The organism is Arthrobacter sp. efr-133-R2A-63, from assembly GCF_030209795.1.
In the GTDB taxonomy this organism is placed as follows: Bacteria; Actinomycetota; Actinomycetes; order Actinomycetales; family Micrococcaceae; genus Arthrobacter; species Arthrobacter bambusae_A.
In genome coordinates this window covers 67841-87158 of record NZ_JARVRG010000026.1, presented here as the reverse complement: position 1 = coordinate 87158, position 19318 = coordinate 67841, and the positions used below count along the sequence as shown (strand labels likewise).

Sequence of the window (19318 nt, the reverse complement as noted above, 5' to 3'; positions counted from 1 at the left end):
TCAGTTGTGTTCTTCCGTCCGGGCGCGGACCGTCCGCGGATCGTTCCGGGTGATCGTGTAGTAGATCAGGCTGGCCAGGATCGCCCCCACGAACCATGAATACGGACCCAGGCCCGAGCCTCCCGGCAGGAAGGTCTGCAGCGCCGGGACCAAGGCCAGAACGCCTGCGACGACGGCGGCTGGAACCAACGCGGCGATGGCCTTGAGGTTCCAGCCCTTGGTGTAGAAGTAGAGGCCCTTCTCGTCCTCGTGGTAAAGGTCCGAGACCTTGCACCGCTGGTGCCGGATGCGGAAGAAGTCCGTGAAGATGACCCCGAACAGCGGACCGAGCAGCGCGCCGAGGCCGCCCAGGAAGTACACGATCACCACGGGACTGCTGAAGAGGTTCCAGGGCAGGATCACGATGGCCAGCACCGCGCTGATGAGGCCGCCGCGGCGGAAGTCGATCCTGTGCGGGGCCACGTTGGCGAGGTCGTAGGAGGCGGAGACGAAGTTTGCCACCACGTTGATGCCGATCGTGGCCACCACGAACGTGACGGCGGCGATGATGGTGATCCACGGATTCTTGATCGCCTGGACGATCGCCACCGGATCGGTGATGACCTTGAACATGTCCTGGCCGCGGTACTGGTCTGCGGTGAAGTAGGACGCCGCGCCCGCTGTGACCACCACTGTGACCAGGGCGAACGCGATGAAGTTCACGGGCAGGCCCCAGAAATTGCCGCGCAGGATGGTCTTGCGGTCCGGTGCGAACCGCGAGAAATCGCAGAAGTTCAGGAGCAGCGCCGCAAAGTAGGTGACGGTCAGGGCAATTGCCGAGAAGAACTGGGTCACGGCTGCCGGGCCGTCCAAAGGGGCGACGCCGGGGATCGAGAGGCTGAACTTATTGCCCGCTTGCGTCAGGATGTAGATCGCGAGCGCGAACATTGCCACCCAGATAGCAGGGCCGGCCCAGTCCTGGAATTTCCGCACGGTCTCCATGCCGCGCCGGATGACGAGCAGCTGGACCGCCCAGAGGACCAGGAACGCCGCCCAGCCGATCGGCGTCAAGCCAAGGATGTGTGGCACGTCCGGGCCATCGAGCGGGGTCAACTGGGGCCACACGGAAAACAGCAGCACCAACACGGCTTCGGAGGCGAGCCAGGTCTGGATGCCGTACCAGGCAATGGCGATGAGTGCCCGGATCAGTGCAGCCAGGTTGGCACCGAAGAGGCCGAAGGACATCCGCGCCAGGACCGGATACGGTACGCCGGTCTTCTGCCCCGCCGTCCCGGCAAAGTTCATCAGGAAGTAGACGAGGGTGATGCCGAGGACAAGGGCAAGGAAGACCTGCCAGCCCACGAGGCCGGTGATGAAGAGGCCGGCCGCGAAAGTGTATCCGGCGATGCTGTGGACGTCGCACATCCACAGGGCGAAGAGGCTGCGGACCCTCCAGTTGCGTTGCCGGGCCGGTGCTAGGTCTGCGTTCCACAACCTGTCGCTGACCAATCTGCCCTCGGCCAGGATCCGGACTTTCTCAGGGTATTCGTCTCCAGGCTCTGGCGGTGCCTGCACAGCCGGGGACTCGTTTTTCCGCGCCATGACGCCTCCGAACAACGCTTCCAAACATGCTTGGACTTCCAGAATCGCCCCATTGCTCCAGGATGGAAAGACCCCTCGGGAGCGCCGGATCCTGGTCGCGTTAGCATTGGTCAAACCACGTCGTACCAGGAGGATGCATGCCATACATCGTTGACTTCGAGAATGTTTCTACTACCGGGCTGGAATCGTCTCCCGTTGCCGAGGCCCTTGCCGGGCTGCGCGCCAACGAAGGCCGCTACTACAGGAACAAGTACGGCCACGTCTTCACCGTGAGCCCTGCCGGCGAGGTTCCGGAGGTGGTGGAGCACGTGAGCCGCATCCTGAAGGAGGAGCGTGACATCGTCATCGGCTCCCGCCCGCTGGAAGCGACCGCCTTCGACGTCGACGGTTTGCGCATGGCCTACGTCTTCTACGAGTCGGGGTTGTCGATCAACGTCATGTACAGCATCGAGGCCGGCGGGAAGCGGGCAGTCGGATTCAAGCTCTCCGACGGCATGGAGATTCCAGAGGAACTGGAGTCACGCTTCAAGTTTGCCCGCCAGAAGTCGAAGCTTGCAGGCGTTATCCGCGGCTCGTTCTTCGTGATCAAGGGCGAGTACTGACCGTGCCGACGGCATCCAAGTAGACAACACTCTATTTAGGAAGCCTACTGATTATGTACCGTGGCAACCATCCTATTCATGACTGCTTGGGATCGGTGCGGGAAAAGACCGGCCCGGCGGTTGAGGCAAGGCTGTGCCGGTTACCCCCGGGAAAGGCCATGCCGCCACGAAAATTGGGGTTTACACATGAAAAAAATGCTCGCACCGCTCGGGATTCTCTTTGCTGCCGTCCTGGCGTTGACAGGCTGCGGAGGTCCCTCGAATCCGGGAACCGCGGCCGCTTCTTCCTCGACGCCGACGCCTACACCGACGCCCACTCCGAAGACGTACACGAATGAAGAACTCGCTTCGATCGTCGCGCAGTTGAAGGACGACCAGGGCAAGCCGTTGACCGTCATACCCGCTGCGCAGATCGACCAGGGCATCATCGCCGCGAAGCAGATGCTCAAGTCCGCCGTCATCACACCCCCGGCGTGCGCGGCCTTGGCGAACAACAACGCTCAGGTTCCGGAGGGGGCGACGTATGCGGCGGGGCAGAGCATCTCGGCGGCGGACAAGTCCGTCACCGTGATCACCGCCCTGGCGGTGAAGGATCCCACGGTGTTGGGCGGCCAGACGAAGAAGTCCAGTGATGCGCTGGCCCAGTGTTCTACCTTCACGATCGAGGCGGGAGGGCAGAAGGTCACTACCCGGACACAGTCGTTGCCGGAAAAGACCAGCGGGGACCAGTCGGTCGGGATGTTGATGACCCAGGTCCTGCCGTCGGGCCAGAAGGCCACCACACTGACCGTGACCGGAGTGAAAGGCAACCTCGGGGCCACGGCGATCAAGACGGGCGCCACCGTCACCCCTGACTCGGCGGCGGAACTGGTCAAACTCGTCGACGCGGTCCTCGGCCAGTAATCGGGCGGCGGAGGACTCAGCCCGGCCCGCCAGGCGGGAGGCTCTGAATCTTCAGGGTCTCCCCCAGCCAGGCGACAATCGTTTCCAGGCTTTCAGGGTCGAGATGTGTGCCCGGTTCGTTGTAGCCGTTCCCGGGGGATGCGGCGACTTCGGCCGGACTCCGCCCATCCTCCTTGAACACGTGATTTGCGTTGGTCGGGAAGGCGAAAGCCACGTTCGCCATCCCGGCGGCGGCTTCCCGGAGAGGGCCGCCGTCGGCGTCTACGTCGACCTGCACGTCCCTGCCGCCGATCAATACCAGTGTGGGAATCCGCGTCTTGCCCAGGGAGTCGCACGAAGACTCGCCCCATAGCTCACGGGCGAAGGGCAGATTTGCCGGAGCCTCGAAGCTCGCGAGAACCATCTTCACACTGTCGGGCAGGCCTGGGTCGGGGTTCATCGGCTGCCCGACCGCGTACCGCGCAGCAGCTTCCTCGACTTTGGGCATCAATTCAGCGCCGCCTGGGACCTGGGCGGACTGAAGAGCCAACTGGGACAGCAGCACAGTCTGTATCGCGCGGCCGGGAGGCGCAGCGAGAACGATCCCGGCGAAGGGAACGGTCTGGCTGCTCGTGGCGTAGTGAAGCACATGGAGGGCACCCTCGCTGTTGCCGAGCCCGGCAATTCTTGCGGAGTCAACGAAATCCAACCCGGAAAGCACCTGGACGGCCGCCACCAACTCGTCCAGATGGGACTGCATGCTCAGCTTCCCGATGAGCTTCGTGATGTTGTCCATCACGTGCGGGCCGGACGCCCTTTTGTCATAGCGGATCGAGGCGATACCGGCGCGTGCAAACTCCTCGGCAAACAGCCGCCCGCTTCCGTTACTGCCGGGGAGCAGGGGCGAACACCAATCCCGGTCCGTCGGTCCGCTCCCGGCCACGAGCGCCACAGCAGGGAACGGCCCCTCGCCGTCGGGACGGACAACCGTGCCCTCCATCGTGATGCCGTCCAGTTGCCAGGAAACTTCGATTGAACTCACCATGCTCCACAGTCTCACGGCGGACTACGAACACGGCACCCTTCCGCCGCAGTCCATCAAGCGCCGAGGTTCAACATTTCGACGTAGCGGTCGATCATCATGTGTTGGCCCTTGATCTCGGAGATCAGTTCCGGACTGGCGATCTCGCCGTCGGGCAGTTGTCCCGAGCCGCCGGACGGCCCCAGGGGAAGGATGATGACGGGCTTCGACGGCGTGTACGCGGCCAGTTCCGCGGAGCCCTCGATCTGCGCCTGGATGTTCCTGGCAACCACCGCGGCTTCGCGTCCCGCGACTCCGGCTTTGTTCACGTCGATCGCCGAAATGTCACCCAAGGCGTAGACGTTGTCGAAGCCTACGACGCGCAGTTCGGAGGTGACGTCCAGGTAGCCATCGGCGGTCCGTGCGGCCAGGAGGTCGCCTGCCACGTAGTCGGTCTGCGGGGCGATTCCGTAGCAACGGAACCAGATGTCCGCCCCGATGGCGGTACCGTCCACGGTGTTGACGGTGAACGTGGCGAATTCACCCGCAGGAACCGGCGGCAACTGCACCAACGGGCTTCCCAAAATTCGCCGTACGCCGAGTTCATCCAGCTGCCGGTTGACCTCGATCCGCAGCCGCGGGTCGTACGGGCCGGGAAGGATGTCCGGCGCAAGATCCACCATCACGATGTCCTTGTCCGGCCATGCCGCCGCGATTTCGCCCGCAAATTCAAGGCCCACCGCCCCGGCGCCCAGCAGCATCACCCTGCCGGCACGTTTGAGGTCGTCATGTGCGGCTTGGTAGCGGGCGATGGCGTCGCTCGTGACCATTCGATCGCTCTTGGCCGGGAAGGGGTAGCTGGAACCGCTTGCGAGGACGATGTAGTCCGGCGCCAGCCGGGCACCCGAAGCCAACTCGACAGTGTGCCCGTCTACCCGGACAGCGCGATCCCGGAGTACCTCACCGTGCCCCAGCAGGCGGTCATAAGGAAGGAACATCCGCGGCAGGAAGTCGGGTTGGACCACGGATCGGAGGGCCGCAATGTTGTGCACGAAAGCGTCCTTGGGCTCCACCAAGGTAACCGTCGCGTATTCGTCCAGCGCCTTCGCTACGGAGATCCCGCCGTAACCTCCGCCGATGACTGCCACAGTGGGGTGCGGAGCCTCGTTGTTCATCGCAACTCCTTAGTAGAAAGCTCACGCTGCTCGGCTCGTGCCGCTCAGATCGTTTATGAAGGACAACGATTGCCCGTAGTCAATAATTTCCTCAGTGATAAGATTTTCCTGATGAGTTCTTCGGCAGCAGGAAAGCAACTGGGGTTTCTTCTGGCACGCCACGGGCGCATCATGAATACGCGCCTCCGCCAAGCCCTTGACTCCTCCGGGCTGAGCCCAAGGCATGCCGTGCTGCTGTGCCGGCTTGACGATTCCGGTCCGCTCAGTCAGCAGGACCTGATCGATATCCTCTCAATCGACGCGAGCGGACTGGTTGCGGTCCTGAACGACCTTGAGCGCGCGGGACTGGCGGAACGGCGCCGCGATCCCGCGGACCGCCGTCGTCATATCGTCGACATCACCGCAGAAGGCAAGCGCGCGGTAGCGTCGATTGAGGTGGCGGTGGCCGACGTCGAGCAGGAGGCCTTTGCCGGATTCTCCTCCGATGAGCTCCAGCAACTCCATGCACTGTTGTCGAGGATCCACGGCGAACCCGCGGACGAGGCCTGCGAGGACTGAGTCCCTACTGCAGGGTGGCCGTCAGCCGCGCCACGTTGTCCACGTACTTGGCAAGCATCGGCCGGTGCAACCAGCCCTCCAGGGTCAGCTCGCGGCACGTTTCCCGGTAGCTCGATTCCACGGCGCGCATGCTGTCCACGGCCTCGGCGCCCAGGATCATCACGGACACCTCCATGTTGAGCGAGAAGGAGCGCATGTCCATATTGCTGGAGCCGAGGACAGCCACTTCCTCGTCGATCGTGAAGTGCTTGGCGTGCAGGACGTAAGGGGCGCGGTACAAGTAGATCCGGACCCCGGCCTCCAGCAACGCCTCGTAATAGGAGCGCTGGGCATGGTGGACGAGGAACTGATCGCCCTTCTCGGAGACGAAAAGCTCCACGTCGACGCCGCGCTGGGCCGCCGTCGTAATGGCGTACAGCAGCGAATCGTCGGGCACGAAGTACGGGCTGCAAATCGAGATGCGGTGCTGGGCCGAGTAGATGAGCGTGTTGAACAGGCGCAGGTTGTTTTCGGTGACAAACCCGGGCCCGCTGGGAACCACCTGGGCCGTCATCCGGCCGGGCGTTGCCTGGACCGCAACCTGCAGCTGGTATTCGAGGGACTCGTCGGTTTCGCTGAGCCAGTCGGTAGCGAAGACGACGTTGAGGGTCGCAACAATCGGACCCTCCATACGCGCCATGAGTTCCACCCATTTGCGCCCGGCGCGTCGGTGCTTGGGGTTGTTGTAGGAGGGCTCGATCAGGTTCTGCGAGCCCGTGAAGGCGATTTCGCCGTCGATAACCAGGATTTTCCGGTGGTTCCGTAAGTCCGGCCGACGCCACTGGCCGTGGATGGGCAACAGCGGCAACATACGGCGCCACTGGATCTGGCCGCGCTTGAGCCGGCGGACGAGCTTTCGGTAGCCGGGGATACGCAGGGTGCCGATGTGGTCGAACAGAAGGCGGACGTTGACGCCGCGCGCTGCCGCGTTTTCCAACTCGGTGAGGAGCTCGTCAGTGACCGAGTCACTGCTCATGATGTAGAACTCCGCATTGACGAACTTCTTGGCCCCCCGGACCGCTTCCGCCATGGCCTTGATCGACTCCTCGTAGCCTGGGAAGAGCTCCACGGAGTTACCGTCCACCATCGGCAAGGAACCCAGGCGCCGGTTCAGCTCACCGGCCGAGGTCACCCATTCGGGTCCCGAGTACGTGCTTACGACGTCGGCGAGCGCCGACGTGCCTGCACGCACCCGATCATTGACTTGCTCCTGCTGCTCCCGACGGCGGCGGGACAAACGGAAATTGCCGAACAACAGGAACAGGACGAAACCGACGGATGGAACGAGGAAGACGGCGAGGAGCCACGCCATGGCCGTCGTGGGTCGGCGGTTTCCAGGAATGACGCCCAGCAGCACGATGCGCAAAATGATTTCAAAGATGGCCCACGCACCGAGGAGCCAGGTCCACTCTGGCCCGAACTGAAAAGGAAACAGCACCCACACCCCCACGATCGAACAGCTATTCAAAGAACCAACAGTCAGCCCAGCCTATCTGGCACGCCGCATCCGACCGTCCGTCCCGCGGGCCAGCACTAAGCTGGAAACATGACTTTACCTGCCTCGACGGTCCTCGTATTCCTGGATCCAGCGTTCGAAAACGGCCGCGTCGCCGATTCCAGCCAGCCGCAGCTCATGGCCACAGACCTGGGCGCCACCCGGGGTGACGGCGTCTTCGAGTCGCTGCTCGCCGTCGAGGGCCGTGCGCGCAAGGTACAGGCGCACCTGAACAGGCTTGAGAGCTCAGCCCGCGCGCTGGACCTCAACATTCCCGAACAGGAGGTCTGGCGCCGAGCGATCGACACCGCGATCACCGAATTCCGGGACGCCTTCCCCGCGCCAAGCCCGGCCGAGGACGAAGTTGTCGTCAAGCTCTTGGTGATGCGCGGAGTGGAAGGCGCCTCGACTCCTACCTGCTGGATCCAGGCTTCGCCGTCCCCCGCGGGCAGCCGCCGGCAGCGCGAGACGGGCATCGACGTCGTACTTCTTGACCGTGGCTTCGACACGGAGGCGGGCGACCGCGCTCCCTGGCTGCTGCTCGGCGCCAAGACGCTCTCCTACGCCGTGAACATGGCCGCACTGCGCTACGCCCACAAGCAAGGCGCGGACGACGCGATCTTCACCTCAACGGACGGCCGGGTTCTTGAGGGCCCGACGTCCACGGTGCTGCTGGCTCACGTGGAAACGGTCGACGACGGTGCCGGCTCGGTGCGCACGGTCAAGCGCCTCATCACTCCGCAACTGGACAGCGGCATCCTGCCGGGCACGTCCCAGGACGCGCTTTTCACCAAGGCAAAGGCAGCGGGCTGGGAGCTGGGCTACGGCCCGTTGGTCCCGGAAGACCTGTTCGACGCCGATGCGGTGTGGCTGATCTCGAGCATCCGGCTCATCGCTCCCGTGAACCACGTGGACGGCAGGGAGATCGGCACCCCGGCAATGCGCAAGCAGCTGACGGCCGAGCTCAACGAGCTGTTCGCGGGGATTGAGTAGGGGTTCCAACCCGACTGCCTCCGCCTGCCCAAGTGACTAGCAGTAAATGTCGTTAAGAGCGCCCAAAACGACATCTACTGCGAGCTACTTGGGTGCGGTGATCTGTTCGCGCAGAATGTCTGCGTGCCCGCAGTGTTGGGCTAGCTCCCGGAGCATGTGGAGGTAAACCCAACGCAACGGGAGCGGACCGCGTCGGTTGCCGTTGAGCAGGTCGTCGAGCCCCAAGGACGACGTCGCTTGGCGCGAAGCTTCGCAAGCCTCGCGGTGTGCTTGCTGGATCGTGGCGATAGTGTCGCCGTCGTCGAGGATAAAGGATTCGTCCGGCGTGGCCGGGATGCCGATCTCTGCGCGGGAGCGGCACGTGACGGCTTCGTCGAACCAGACCTTTTCCACGAAGGTCACGTGTTTCACGAGGCCCAGCAGCGTGGTCCGGGACGGGACCAATGACCGCCGGGCCTGTTCCTCCGTCAAACCGTTCAAGCAGTCGCTGAGCGCGCGCCGGTGCTCGTCGATGAATGCTTCGAATTGGATCCGAATTGGCTGGTTGAGGTTGTCCTCGGCGAGCGTCACGGTTGCACCTATGTTTTCCGTCAAGCAGGGATTCAGTCAGTATCGACGTGATCCGAGCTTAGCGGCTGTCCTGAATTCCGCCGTCGATTGACGTTGGGGGCGCAGTCCTTGGTCTGAGGATCGCTTGCCGGGCAATAGACTCCGTTCATGCGTCTGGCGATCATTGGAGCGGTTCTCCTTGGCTTAGGGGCCGTGGCGATCGCCACGGGTGCCCTCCCTTTCACGGATCTCATGGCACTCGTGGATCGGGTGGCTCCGATTCTGCTGTTCGTCGTGGCGATGACAGTTGTGACTGAGCTGTGCAGTGAGGCCGGAGTCTTCCTTTGGACAGCCCGGCGGCTCCGTTATTGGGGCCGCGGATACAGCATTCTCTTGTGGCTGTTCCTGGCGGTCTTCGCGACGCTGAGCACCGTCTTCCTCTCTTTGGATACAACAGCGGTGCTCCTGACACCCGTGGTGGTCAGTGTGACGCGGCAAGCCGGGCTGCCGGCCCTGCCTTTCGCCCTGACCACGGTGTGGCTGGCCAACACGGCAAGCCTGCTGCTGCCCATTTCCAACCTGACCAACCTTCTCGCCCAGCACAGCCTTGGCGGCATTACTCCGGGTGGCTTCGCCGGCCTCATGTGGGCACCCGCCCTTGCCGCCGTCGTCGTGCCGTTGCTCTTCATCGGTATCGTCTTCCGACGGGATCTGCGCAACCGCTATTCACGGATCCCGGTGGTGCGGATCAGGCCGGATCAGCCGGCCGGGGCTGAAACCAGGGCTGCCGCGGACCGGGTACTGCTCGGGTTCAGCGCCTTGGTGCTGGCGTTGCTTCTGCCTGCGTTGGTGTCCGGGGTCCCGGTTTGGATCCCGGCCCTGGCCGGGGCTGTTGTACTGGGGGTCGTGTTCGCGCTCCGGAGTCCGCGGGTCCTCAAGGTGACGCTGATTCCATGGTCCTTGCTGCTGTTCGCTTCCGGACTTTTCCTGGTGATGGAAGCCGCCAGGCATCTGGGGGCTCCCGTGTTGCTGAGCCAGTTGGCCGGACAAGGCCAAGGCTTCATGGACCTGGTTCGGCTTGCCGTGACGGGCGCCGCCGGTTCCAATGTCCTCAACAATTTGCCTGCCTACCTGCTGGCGGAACCGCTGGCGGGGACGCCTGCGCGGATGGCGGCCTTGCTGATCGGAGTCAATGCCGGACCGATCATCACCCCTTGGGCCTCCCTGGCCACATTGCTCTGGCACGACCGGCTCGTCCGCATGAATGTCCTGATCACGTGGAAGGGCTATGCGCTCTTCGGACTGATTGTCGCGCCCCTGACGGTGCTCGCGGCAGTGGCGGTCCTGGCAGCCACCGGCCACTGAGCGTCTTCGGCAGTAGCCGTGTCGCCCGGCGTGAAGAATCAAGACAGAATGTAGAACAGCCCGGTCGTATAGTCGGGGCCGAATACACGAAGGATCCGCCTCATGCTCAGTCTGCAGGACATCGACAACATCGTCCTCAACGGAGGGATTGTGGTGGACTCCGCCGGGGAGAAAATCGGCTCAGTGGAGCAGGTCTTCACCAGTGGCGATTCCGGGGATCCGGTTTTTGTCACCGTGCGGACCGGTTTGTTCGGCATGGGCGAATCTTTCGCTCCGCTCTCCGGAGCCAGCCTGGTTAATTCGGTGATCAAGGTGGCTTTCGCCAAGGACAAAGTTAAGAACGGCCCGCGCATCGAGAGTGAACGCGGCGTGATCACGGAGACGCAGGAACAGGAACTTTACAGCTATTACGGGCTGGTGGCCCAGGAATCCAATGATGCCGCCGCGGCAAACGATACCGAGGATACCGGGCTCGCGCCTGCGGACACCCCCTCCGGCGAGAACGCACCGGACCTGCCTCTCCCGATGGCGCACGGGGGGCCACATCCGCCGCACGGCGGCCCGCCACCCCCGCACGGGGGGCCACATCCGCCGCATCCGCCACATTTGCACAAACATGTGCCCCTGCCCCCGCATCCCGGCCCGCCACCGCCGCATCGGCCGCCCGGGCCCCCGCCGAAACCGGGAGACCGTCAATAGCCGCGGAGTGCTCGCCGCGGCTATCTCAGCCGCCGGCTGTGACTCTCACGCCGGCGGCGCGGGCGTCGGGAGCGACGGCTCCGTCCACGGGCCGGAAAATTCAGCGTGGCGAACGCTATTGTGCCGCCATGGCGGCAGTAGTTAACTAGTCCCGTGACCTCTGCTGGGGAAGGGTGATCTGGCTCTCGGCCCGGCGGGCACCTGGTTTCACGGTGCCGTGGAATCAGCACAGTTGATGGAGGGCATCATGATGAGCGCAGTTTCTTCGTCCTGGAATTTCAATCACGGTTTTCCCACGCCCGGACCCCAGGATCCCAACAAGACCATCGGCCTCCCGGCATGCTTCTCACTGAAGGATCCGGTCACGTGATTGCCGCCGCCGAGGACTGGATCAAACGGCTGGACATGTCCCCCGCTCTCGTGGGCGGCTGGTTCGCGCCGGCGCTCGTGAGCAACGAGGACATCGCGGGATCGGCGCTGCCTCCGCGCTTCGGCGTCGATCATCCGCTCTACAGTTCCAACTGGTACTTGCTGCAATCAGGAGAAGTCCTCCAGTTGCACGCCCTGAAGCAGGACGAATTGTGGTTCTTCCACCTGGGGACGCCCATCAGGCTGCACGTCTTCTCCCGGGAGCTTGGACACCAGGACTTTGGCTATACCGAGACCGTGTTAGGGCCGGATCCGGAGGCAGGCGAGACGCTGCAAGGAGTTGCCCCGGGCTCCACCTGGTTCGGTGCCGAGTTGGCCGGTCCAGGGTTCGCCTTGGTCAGCTGCAGCGTCTCACCCGGATACGAGAGGTCTGACTCCGCGAAACCAACGGCACGGGACATCGAGTCGCTCGTCATGAGGTTCCCCGGGCATGCTGAGCTGATCCTGCGACTGGCGGCGGAATAGCCCGGGCTGCCGGGCTGGCAGTCTGGCCGGGAAAAACGTCTGGTGCGCCGGTTCTGGGGCCGGCGCACCAGGCTTCTCCCTCCCCAACTGACTCGCAGTTGTTGTCGTTTAGAGCGCCCTAAACGACAACAAATGCGAGTCAGTTGGGCTTCTCAGGATCCGACCGGAGAGAGCGCGCGCACCAAGCCGAAGAGGTCCTTGGGGTCGTCGGGGTTCGCGACGAGGTCGATCTCCTCGAAGAATTCCGAACCCTCGACGGCGTCGCGGAGATACCGCAAGGCGGAAAAGTCCTCGATCGCGAAGCCCACGGAATCGAATACCGTGATCTGGTGCCTGGAGGTCCGGCCCGGCGCATGACCGCCAAGGACTTGCCAGAACTCGGTGACGGGAAAATCGGCGGACATTTGCTGGATCTCGCCTTCAATCCGCGTCTGGGGATCGTATTCCACAAAGACGTCGCCGAGGTCCAGGATGGCAGCGTCGAGTTCGGTCTTTCCTGGGCAATCGCCGCCGATCGCGTTGATGTGAACGCCCGGAGAAACCTGGTCTGCAGTCAGGATGGTGGCGTTGGCCTTGTCCGCGGTGCACGTGGTGATGACGTCGGCGTCTTCCACTGCGTGGGCCGCCGAGCCCGCGATGGTGATGTCGAAGCCGAGGGGAGCCATGTTCCTGACGAACTTCTCCATCGCAGCCGGATCAGTGTCCCAGATCCTGACAGTGTTGATGCCCAGGGCTGCCCGGAAGGCCAGCGCTTGGAACTCCGACTGGGTTCCGGTTCCGATCATCGCCATGACCCGTGCATCGGGGCGCGCAAGTTTCTTGGCGACCATGCCGGACGTGGCCGCCGTCCGCAGCGCCGTCAGCACTGTCATCTCCGCGAGGAACGTCGGGTAGCCGTTATGGACATCGGACAGGACACCGAAGGCTGTCACAGTCTGGAAGCCGCGCGCTGGATTCGAAGGGTGTCCATTGACGTACTTGAAGCCGTATGTTTCCTGGTCACTGGTGGGCATCAGCTCGATGACGCCAAACGCGGTGTGACTCGCCACCCGCGGGGTCTTGTCAAAAGATTCCCATCGCCGGAAGTCGTCTTCCAAGTACTGAATCATCTCCGAAATGATGGTTTCCGGGCCTCGCCCGGCCGTCCAGCGGACCATATTGCGGACATCGACAAAGCGCGTCATGTGCGCTCCTTTCCCTCATGAGCATTGTTGCTATGAGGCTACGGAGCGGCGATATGCATCCGCAATTGCCAAAGTATGTACTTTTCATTGAAAAAATGCACAAAATGACGAGTCCTTTCGAACATAATGCTCATGAGGTTTGTCGCCGCCAAGCAACCGGCTACCGCAGGACGGAGCTGAGCAGCAGGCTTGTCTCGCTATTGACGATCCCCTCGATCCCGCGGATCCTGCCCAGCACTTGGTCAAAGTCGCTGAGGCTTTCCGTGCGCAGCTCAGCCACGAGGTCCCAGCCGCCATTCGTGGTGTGCAGTGCCCAAATCTCGGGGAGCCCCCTCAGCTGGCGAATGACCCTGTCGGCCGACCTTCCTTCCACGGCAATGAGCGCAATAGCCCGGATCGCAAGTGGATCGACTTCGTCGCGCACCCTCGCGGTGAAGCCAACGATCGTTCCGGAGGAGACCAGGCGCTCGAGCCGGCTGTTCACGGTGGCCCTGGCGACGCCCAGCTGGCGCGCGAGGCTCGCGACAGATGCCCGGCCGTCCTCCCTGAGGGCGGAGAGGAGCTGGCGGTCAAGGTCGGTGAGTGCTGCCATAAAGATAAACGTATCGCCCATTCCCCAAGTGGGCCTGAGTCCGTAGGGTATCGACATGAGCATCTACATCAGCCCCGACTCTGCTGCGTGGTCGCTGACGGCCATGGCAACCGGTGCGTCAGCGGGATCAATCGATGATGCGAACGGCATGTCCAACTTGATAAAGGAAATCTACGAGACAGAAGGTTTCGAAGCGCTGTCTGGCGTGGTTTTTGCCCTGGCTCATCACAACAGCCTCTCGCTGCACGCACTCGCCACGGCCACCGGGATATCCGTGCACGAGTTGCTGGAAATCCGGAAGCATCAAGGTTCCACGTTTCATCACTCCCCCACAGGAGTAGCATCGCGCTTTGATGCCGTTTCACCCCGGGTCCAGGCAAGCCTGGACCCGCTGCCTACAGAAACCGAAGCCTAGGGTCCGCGCCAGCGTGGCCCCACCCGCCGGCTCCCCACCGGCCGCCCCCCGGTTACGGAACATGACGACGGCCGGTGATGCGGGCCGCCGTCGTGGGTGTTATTTTTCTTCTTGAGTAATGAGCACCAGCGCGAAGCCCTGACTTGCTGGTCGGCAACCCTCTCTCCGGCGGGGTGCCTCAGGTGACTACTCGGCGTATCGACACTTTCGAACTGCAAGCGTGACTGAGGAGCACCAATGCCTGAACCCACCGAGGAAAAACTCTCCTACCGTCTCATCACGGGCCCTGACACCAAGGAATTCTGCGAGCGGATCTCCACCGCCCTCGCAGAGGGATACGTGTTGCACGGCAGCCCGGCCGCGACTTTCAACGGCAAGGACGTGATTGTGGCACAAGCCATCGTCCTGCCCGCGGCGATCGCGAGCGCGGATGCCGCCGTCGCCAATGCGGTGGATCAGCTTGATGAAGAGTTCGACGGCGAGGGCCACGCATGAGCTACGCAGGCGACCTCAGCCCGCACGACGCCTGGGCCAAGCTCGAGCAGGGCGCCATCTTGGTGGACGTCCGCACCGAAGGCGAGTGGGCACACATCGGGATCCCGGACACCAAAGCCACCGAAAACGATCCCTTGTTCATCCAGTGGAACCTGGCCGGCGGCATCCCCAACACCCGCTTCATCGAACAGCTGACACAACAGGCTCCCGAGGGGGACGGCACGGAACTCGTCTTCCTCTGCCGCTCCGGCCAGCGCTCCATCGCGGCCGCGATCGCCGCAACCCAGGCCGGATACACCGCCTACAACGTCCTCGAGGGCTTTGAGGGCGAACCGGACCGCTACGGCGAGCGAACCGTGAATGGCTGGAAAAACCGTGGACTTCCGACGAACCTGGGGAATATCTAAGTGACTTTCAATCCTGACGCCGCCAGCTGGAGCCCTGACACCCAGGCAGTCCGCGGCGGTCTTGACCGTACCAACTTCCAGGAAACGTCCGAAGCCGTCTTCTTGAACTCCGGTTTCGTCTACCAGTCCGCCGCGGCTGCCGAGCGTGCCTTCACAGGCGAGGACGAACGCTTCGTCTACTCCCGTTACGGCAACCCTTCGGTCGCCACCTTCCAGGAGCGCCTCCGCCTGCTTGAGGGCACCGAAGCGTGCTTCGCGACGGCGTCGGGCATGTCAGCTGTCTTCACCGCCCTCGGTGCGTTGCTGGCGGCTGGTGACCGCGTGGTTGCCGCCCGCTCGCTCTTCGGTTCCTGCTTCGTGATCCTCAACGAGATCCTGCCGCGCTGGGGGGTCGAGACCGTCTTCGTCGACGGGCCGGACCTCGACCAATGGCGTGCCGCGTTGTCCGAGCCGACAACGGCGGTGTTCTTCGAGTCGCCGTCGAACCCCATGCAGGAAATCGTGGACATTGCCGCGGTGAGCGAGCTTGCCCACGCGGCGGGCGCCACGGTCGTCGTCGACAACGTCTTCGCCACCCCCTTGCTGCAGCGCTGCGGCGATCTCGGCGCAGACGTGATTGTCTACTCCGGCACCAAGCACATCGACGGCCAAGGACGGGTCCTGGGCGGCGCGATCCTGGGCACCAAGGAGTTCATCGACGGGCCGGTCAAGCAACTCATGCGGCACACCGGGCCGTCCCTTTCCGCGTTCAACGCCTGGGTCCTGACCAAAGGCCTGGAGACGATGGCCCTGCGGGTCAACCACTCCTCGGCATCTGCGTTGCGGATCGCCGAATGGCTTGAGGCACAACCGGCCATCAGCTGGGTCAAGTACCCGCTGCTGAAGTCGCACCCGCAGCACGAGCTCGCCGCGAAGCAAATGAAGGCCGGCGGAACGGTGCTCACTTTCGAGCTGCTCCCCTCCGCGGGGCGATCAGCGAAGGAGGCCGCCTTCGCGCTGCTGGACGGGCTCGCCGTCATCGACATCTCGAACAACCTGGGCGACTCCAAGTCCCTCATCACGCACCCCGCCACCACCACGCATCGCGCCATGGGTCCGGAAGGCCGCGCAGCCATTGGCCTGAGCGACGGCGTCGTGCGGCTTTCGGTGGGGCTGGAGGATGTGGACGACCTCATCGGGGACCTCGAGCGGGCCCTCAAGCAGGTCTAGCCCGGCGCTTCGCGCCAGTCTTGGCGCACCCAGGTGAGGACGGGCTGCGGCTTGGTGTCGCTCTCGTCCCGCTCTGAGCGCATCGTGATCTGAACAGCGTGCTCGACGACGGCGGCCAGCCCGGCGGCGTCGGGCGCGCCCCCGTTGCTGCCGCTCCAGCGTTCGGCAACACCACGCTGCTCGATGGCGCCATTGCCACGGCCCAGGATGGCTGCCACGCCGGTTTGGACCAAGTCGAATTCGCCCTGTTCGGCGAGCACAGGTTCCAGATACTCCACCAAGGACCAGACAACGTCCGCGGCGGGCTCAGGGCGGAAGGTCCCGAAGTCCAGCAGCTCGGTGCGCAGGCCGAAGTTGCTTGCCTGCCAGGACGCCATCCGCAGAAGCGCCGTGGGCACGGCCGCCGGCTCTATTCCGGCATGGTATTCACGAACAGACGTCTCAACCAGGGCCCTGACAAGGACGGCGATGAGCGCCGCATCCTCGGCCCGGAGGCAGACATCGGCCACCCGGACCTCCACCGTGGGAACGTGCCGGGACAGCCTGGCGTCGAAGTAGACCATCCCCTCGTCCAGCAACACTCCCGTTTCGATGAGCCTCCGGACAACCCGCCGGTAGGAGGCAAGGGATCCGAAGATGGCTGACGGCCCCGACGAAGGCCAGCGGTTCCATGCTTGCGTCCGATAGCTTTCAAAGCCCGTGGCCAGCCCCCGCCAGTAGGGGGAGTTGGCGCTCATCGCGGTGAAGACGGCGAGCTTGTCCCGGATGCGGTCCAGGACCATCACGCCCTCCTCGGGAGACTCGATCGAGGTGTGGACGTGGAATCCGCACGTGAGCTGTTCGTGTGCGGTGATGCCGAAGCGTTCGAGCATGATGGCATACCGGGGATCCGGAGTGGTGTGCAACGCGGCATCCACGGGCGACGTGGCCAACGCGGCGATCCGCGCGCCGTGGCGCCGGGCGGCGTGACTCGCGAGGCCCCGGCCCCTGCGGATCTGGTGTAAGAGCTCGGCATAGCTGCGGCATGGCCGGGTCTGGGTTTCGATCTGCTCAAGTTTGAGTTCGTGGCTTAGGCCGGTATCGGGGCCGTCGACCTCGTCAAGGGTGGGTCCAGGTTCGGGGCCGTCGTGGGCGGGCCCGTCATCGGCAGCGCCAGCGAGGAGCGCGTCGGCAAGCGCGAGCGGCTCGCCGGTCACGGGATCGACGATCAGCAATTCCTCTTCCACACCAAAAGTGCGCACGGAACAATTGTGCGCCATGGCAGCCTTGCGGAGACAGATCGAGATTTTGGGGGCGCCGCTGAAGGATTCTGCTGGATCACATGATCGTGCAGAATCCGACGCCGTCAGTCCTGGAAGTACTCGATCTTCGCGCCGATGGTGTTGAGCCGCTCGGCCAGGTCCTCGTAGCCGCGCTCAATCACGTAGATGTTGCGCAACTCGGACGTGCCGCGGGCCGCCAGCATGGCCAACAGCAGGCAAGCTGCGGGCCGGAGGGCCGGAGGGCATCCGACTTCGGCACCACGCCACTTGGTGGGGCCATTGACATAGATGCGGTGGGGATCGAGGAGTTGGACCTGGGCGCCGAGCTTGTTGAGCTCGGTCAAGTAGATCGCCCGGTTCTCGTAGACCCAGTCGTGGATCATGGTCTGGCCCTCGGCATTGCCGGCGATGACCGCGAAGAACGGCAAGTTGTCGATGTTGAGCCCGGGGAAGGGCATGGGGTGGATCTTGTCCTCCGGCGCACGCAATCGCGATGGCTTGGTGGTGACATCAACCAAGCGGGTCCGCCCGTTGCGCGCGAAATACTCCCCCGAGATGTCGAGTTGCTGGCCCATCTGCTCAAGCGTGGCCAGTTCGATCTCCATGAACTCGATGGGGACTCTGCAAATGGTGACTTCCGAGTTGGTCACGATGCCCGCCGTGATCAGGCTCATGGCTTCAATGGGGTCTTCCGACGGGAAGTACTCGATGTCGACGTCGATCGCCGGACGGCCCGTGATCTTGAGGGTGGTTGTCCCGATGCCGTCGATCAGCACACCGAGCCTCTGCAGGTAGAAACAGAGGTCCTGCACCATGTAATTGGGGCTGGCATTGCGGATCACGGTGGTACCGCTGCGGTGCGCGGCGGCCATGATGGCGTTCTCGGTTACGGTGTCGCCGCGCTCCGTAAGCACGAAAGTGCGGTCCTCGCCGTCGGCCGGCGGGGCCTGCACGGAATAGAAGCCGGACTTGGCCTCCACCGAGAGTCCGAACTGCCGCAACGCCTGCATGTGCGGTTCCACGGTGCGGGTCCCGAGATCGCAACCGCCAGCGTAGGGCAGTTGGTATGAGGCAGCCTCATCGAGGAGCGGGCCGAGCAGCATGATGACGCTGCGGGTTCGCCGCGCGGCCTCCACGTCCATGGAGGCGAGGTCCAGGGTTTCCGGGCGGCGGATGCGCAGATCGTTGCCGTTCAGCCAGGTGCATTCGACGCCGATGGAGGTCAGGACCTCGACGATCCGGTTGACTTCTTCGATCCGGGCAAGCCGGCGCAAGGTGGTGGTGCCGCGGTTGATGAGGCTCGCGCAAAGCAGTGCGACGCCGGCATTCTTGCTGCTGTTGACGTCCACCGAGCCCGAGAGCGTGCGTCCGCCTTCTACGCGCAGGTGGGTCATCTGCCGTTTTCCGACCTTGACGATGGTTCGCCCGAAGATCGACTCAAGGCGCTCAATCATGCGGAGGCTGAGATTCTGCTTGCCCTGTTCCATGCGTGCAATGGCGCTTTGGCTGGTGCCCAGTTCCGAGGCTAGCTGTCCCTGCGTCCAACCCTTTTCGCCGCGGGCGTCACGAAGAAGGAGACCTACATGTTCGGCAGTCGGTTGAGTCATAATCAACAAATATCACAGATGGTCTATTGATCAGATATTTTGTGATGCAACACGCCGATTCCGTCGAACAATAGTCACCTCGTGCGATATTCACGTTCTGAAGTTGGTCACTCGTGAATTACAACGAACCTGGGGGTCAACAAAATTCCCCGCCGGATTCCGGGCACCGAAAGCGCCGGGGGTTGACAGGTTCGCGCCCGCCGCGAAAGCCTCTCTCGAGTGAACCCCCGAAGCGGGCCGTCCCTTTCCGGACCCGATCAGGCTGGCGGCAGCCATCGACGACGACGCCCGCCT

General features: G+C 63.6%; 20 protein-coding genes and 1 riboswitch. Of the genes, 11 read left to right on the top strand and 9 right to left on the bottom strand.

All coding sequences use genetic code 11. The annotated features are described in order from the left end of the window. Positions 1-1581, bottom strand: a complete 1581-nt coding sequence (locus tag QRN45_RS14950; RefSeq protein WP_241709418.1) for an NCS1 family nucleobase:cation symporter-1 — start codon at positions 1579-1581, stop codon at positions 1-3. A 137-nt stretch (positions 1582-1718) separates the two neighbouring features. On the opposite strand from QRN45_RS14950, the gene QRN45_RS14945 reads away from it, so the two are divergent. Together QRN45_RS14945 and QRN45_RS14940 are read left to right on the top strand one after the other, a co-directional pair. After that, positions 1719-2183: a DUF8821 family protein gene (locus QRN45_RS14945; RefSeq protein WP_241709417.1), complete on the top strand. Its 465-nt coding sequence runs from the start codon at positions 1719-1721 to the stop codon at positions 2181-2183. 186 nt (positions 2184-2369) lie between these two features. Then, complete coding sequence (locus QRN45_RS14940) at positions 2370-3086, top strand: hypothetical protein (RefSeq protein WP_284763844.1); 717 nt, start codon at positions 2370-2372, stop codon at positions 3084-3086. Positions 3087-3102: 16 nt separating this feature from the next. Here the strand turns inward: QRN45_RS14940 and QRN45_RS14935 are convergent, their stop codons facing one another. Further along, on the bottom strand, positions 3103-4110 hold the full coding sequence (locus QRN45_RS14935) for a dienelactone hydrolase family protein (RefSeq protein WP_284763843.1): 1008 nt from the start codon (positions 4108-4110) through the stop codon (positions 3103-3105). Between the two features lie 53 nt (positions 4111-4163). Beyond that, positions 4164-5261, bottom strand: coding sequence for an NAD(P)/FAD-dependent oxidoreductase (locus tag QRN45_RS14930; protein ID WP_284763841.1), 1098 nt, complete (start codon positions 5259-5261; stop codon positions 4164-4166). A gap of 111 nt (positions 5262-5372) precedes the next feature. Between QRN45_RS14930 and QRN45_RS14925 the strand changes: the two genes are divergently transcribed. Further along, complete coding sequence (locus QRN45_RS14925; RefSeq protein ID WP_264637038.1) at positions 5373-5819, top strand: MarR family winged helix-turn-helix transcriptional regulator; 447 nt, start codon at positions 5373-5375, stop codon at positions 5817-5819. 4 nt (positions 5820-5823) lie between these two features. On the opposite strand, the gene cls is transcribed toward QRN45_RS14925, so the two are convergent. Then, positions 5824-7296: a cardiolipin synthase gene (cls, locus tag QRN45_RS14920; protein WP_502870723.1), complete on the bottom strand. Its 1473-nt coding sequence runs from the start codon at positions 7294-7296 to the stop codon at positions 5824-5826. Positions 7297-7404: 108 nt separating this feature from the next. On the opposite strand from cls, the gene QRN45_RS14915 reads away from it, so the two are divergent. After that, positions 7405-8346 (top strand): aminodeoxychorismate lyase, encoded by a 942-nt coding sequence (locus QRN45_RS14915; RefSeq protein ID WP_284763840.1) that lies wholly within the window; start codon positions 7405-7407, stop codon positions 8344-8346. An 84-nt stretch (positions 8347-8430) separates the two neighbouring features. On the opposite strand, the gene QRN45_RS14910 is transcribed toward QRN45_RS14915, so the two are convergent. Continuing rightward, complete coding sequence (locus tag QRN45_RS14910) at positions 8431-8940, bottom strand: DinB family protein (protein ID WP_284763838.1); 510 nt, start codon at positions 8938-8940, stop codon at positions 8431-8433. 123 nt (positions 8941-9063) lie between these two features. Here QRN45_RS14910 and QRN45_RS14905 point away from each other — a divergent pair, with 123 nt between their 5' ends. From QRN45_RS14905 to QRN45_RS14895, 3 genes are all read left to right on the top strand, one after another. Further along, a complete protein-coding gene (locus QRN45_RS14905) occupies positions 9064-10260 on the top strand; it encodes an ArsB/NhaD family transporter (protein ID WP_284763837.1) in 1197 nt (398 codons plus the stop codon). 102 nt (positions 10261-10362) lie between these two features. Beyond that, on the top strand, positions 10363-10959 hold the full coding sequence (locus QRN45_RS14900; RefSeq protein ID WP_264637039.1) for a PRC-barrel domain-containing protein: 597 nt from the start codon (positions 10363-10365) through the stop codon (positions 10957-10959). 339 nt (positions 10960-11298) lie between these two features. Further along, positions 11299-11853, top strand: coding sequence for a cupin domain-containing protein (locus tag QRN45_RS14895; protein ID WP_264637040.1), 555 nt, complete (start codon positions 11299-11301; stop codon positions 11851-11853). A 152-nt stretch (positions 11854-12005) separates the two neighbouring features. On the opposite strand, the gene ocd is transcribed toward QRN45_RS14895, so the two are convergent. Both ocd and QRN45_RS14885 read right to left on the bottom strand, forming a co-directional pair. Beyond that, positions 12006-13037, bottom strand: coding sequence for an ornithine cyclodeaminase (gene ocd / locus QRN45_RS14890; protein WP_241709407.1), 1032 nt, complete (start codon positions 13035-13037; stop codon positions 12006-12008). Between the two features lie 160 nt (positions 13038-13197). Then, positions 13198-13629, bottom strand: a complete 432-nt coding sequence (locus tag QRN45_RS14885; RefSeq protein WP_078107421.1) for an Lrp/AsnC family transcriptional regulator — start codon at positions 13627-13629, stop codon at positions 13198-13200. A 55-nt stretch (positions 13630-13684) separates the two neighbouring features. Between QRN45_RS14885 and QRN45_RS14880 the strand changes: the two genes are divergently transcribed. The 4 genes from QRN45_RS14880 to QRN45_RS14865 all read left to right on the top strand — a co-directional run bounded on the left by QRN45_RS14880 (position 13685) and on the right by QRN45_RS14865 (position 16155). Then, the gene (locus QRN45_RS14880) at positions 13685-14044 is read left to right on the top strand and encodes a hypothetical protein (RefSeq protein WP_241709406.1); all 360 of its coding nucleotides are present in this window, start codon (positions 13685-13687) and stop codon (positions 14042-14044) included. A gap of 114 nt (positions 14045-14158) precedes the next feature. Then, positions 14159-14271: riboswitch (SAM riboswitch) on the top strand. Between the two features lie 10 nt (positions 14272-14281). Further along, entirely contained in the window at positions 14282-14539 is a 258-nt protein-coding gene (locus tag QRN45_RS14875) for a DUF1737 domain-containing protein (protein ID WP_078107380.1), read from the top strand. Continuing rightward, the gene (locus tag QRN45_RS14870) at positions 14536-14946 is read left to right on the top strand and encodes a rhodanese-like domain-containing protein (RefSeq protein ID WP_241709405.1); all 411 of its coding nucleotides are present in this window, start codon (positions 14536-14538) and stop codon (positions 14944-14946) included. Before QRN45_RS14875 ends, QRN45_RS14870 begins: the two co-directional genes overlap by 4 nt. Further along, positions 14947-16155 carry an O-succinylhomoserine sulfhydrylase gene (locus QRN45_RS14865; RefSeq protein WP_241709404.1) on the top strand — a complete coding sequence of 403 codons (1209 nt, stop codon included), beginning with the start codon at positions 14947-14949 and terminating at the stop codon, positions 16153-16155. Here QRN45_RS14865 and QRN45_RS14860 read toward each other — a convergent pair. Together QRN45_RS14860 and QRN45_RS14855 are read right to left on the bottom strand one after the other, a co-directional pair. After that, on the bottom strand, positions 16152-17396 hold the full coding sequence (locus tag QRN45_RS14860) for a glutamate--cysteine ligase 2 (protein ID WP_264637041.1): 1245 nt from the start codon (positions 17394-17396) through the stop codon (positions 16152-16154). The two genes, QRN45_RS14865 and QRN45_RS14860, sit on opposite strands and share 4 nt — an antisense overlap. Before the next feature lie 104 nt (positions 17397-17500). Next, entirely contained in the window at positions 17501-19024 is a 1524-nt protein-coding gene (locus tag QRN45_RS14855; RefSeq protein WP_264637042.1) for a UDP-N-acetylglucosamine 1-carboxyvinyltransferase, read from the bottom strand. Positions 19025-19318 lie beyond the last annotated feature (294 nt).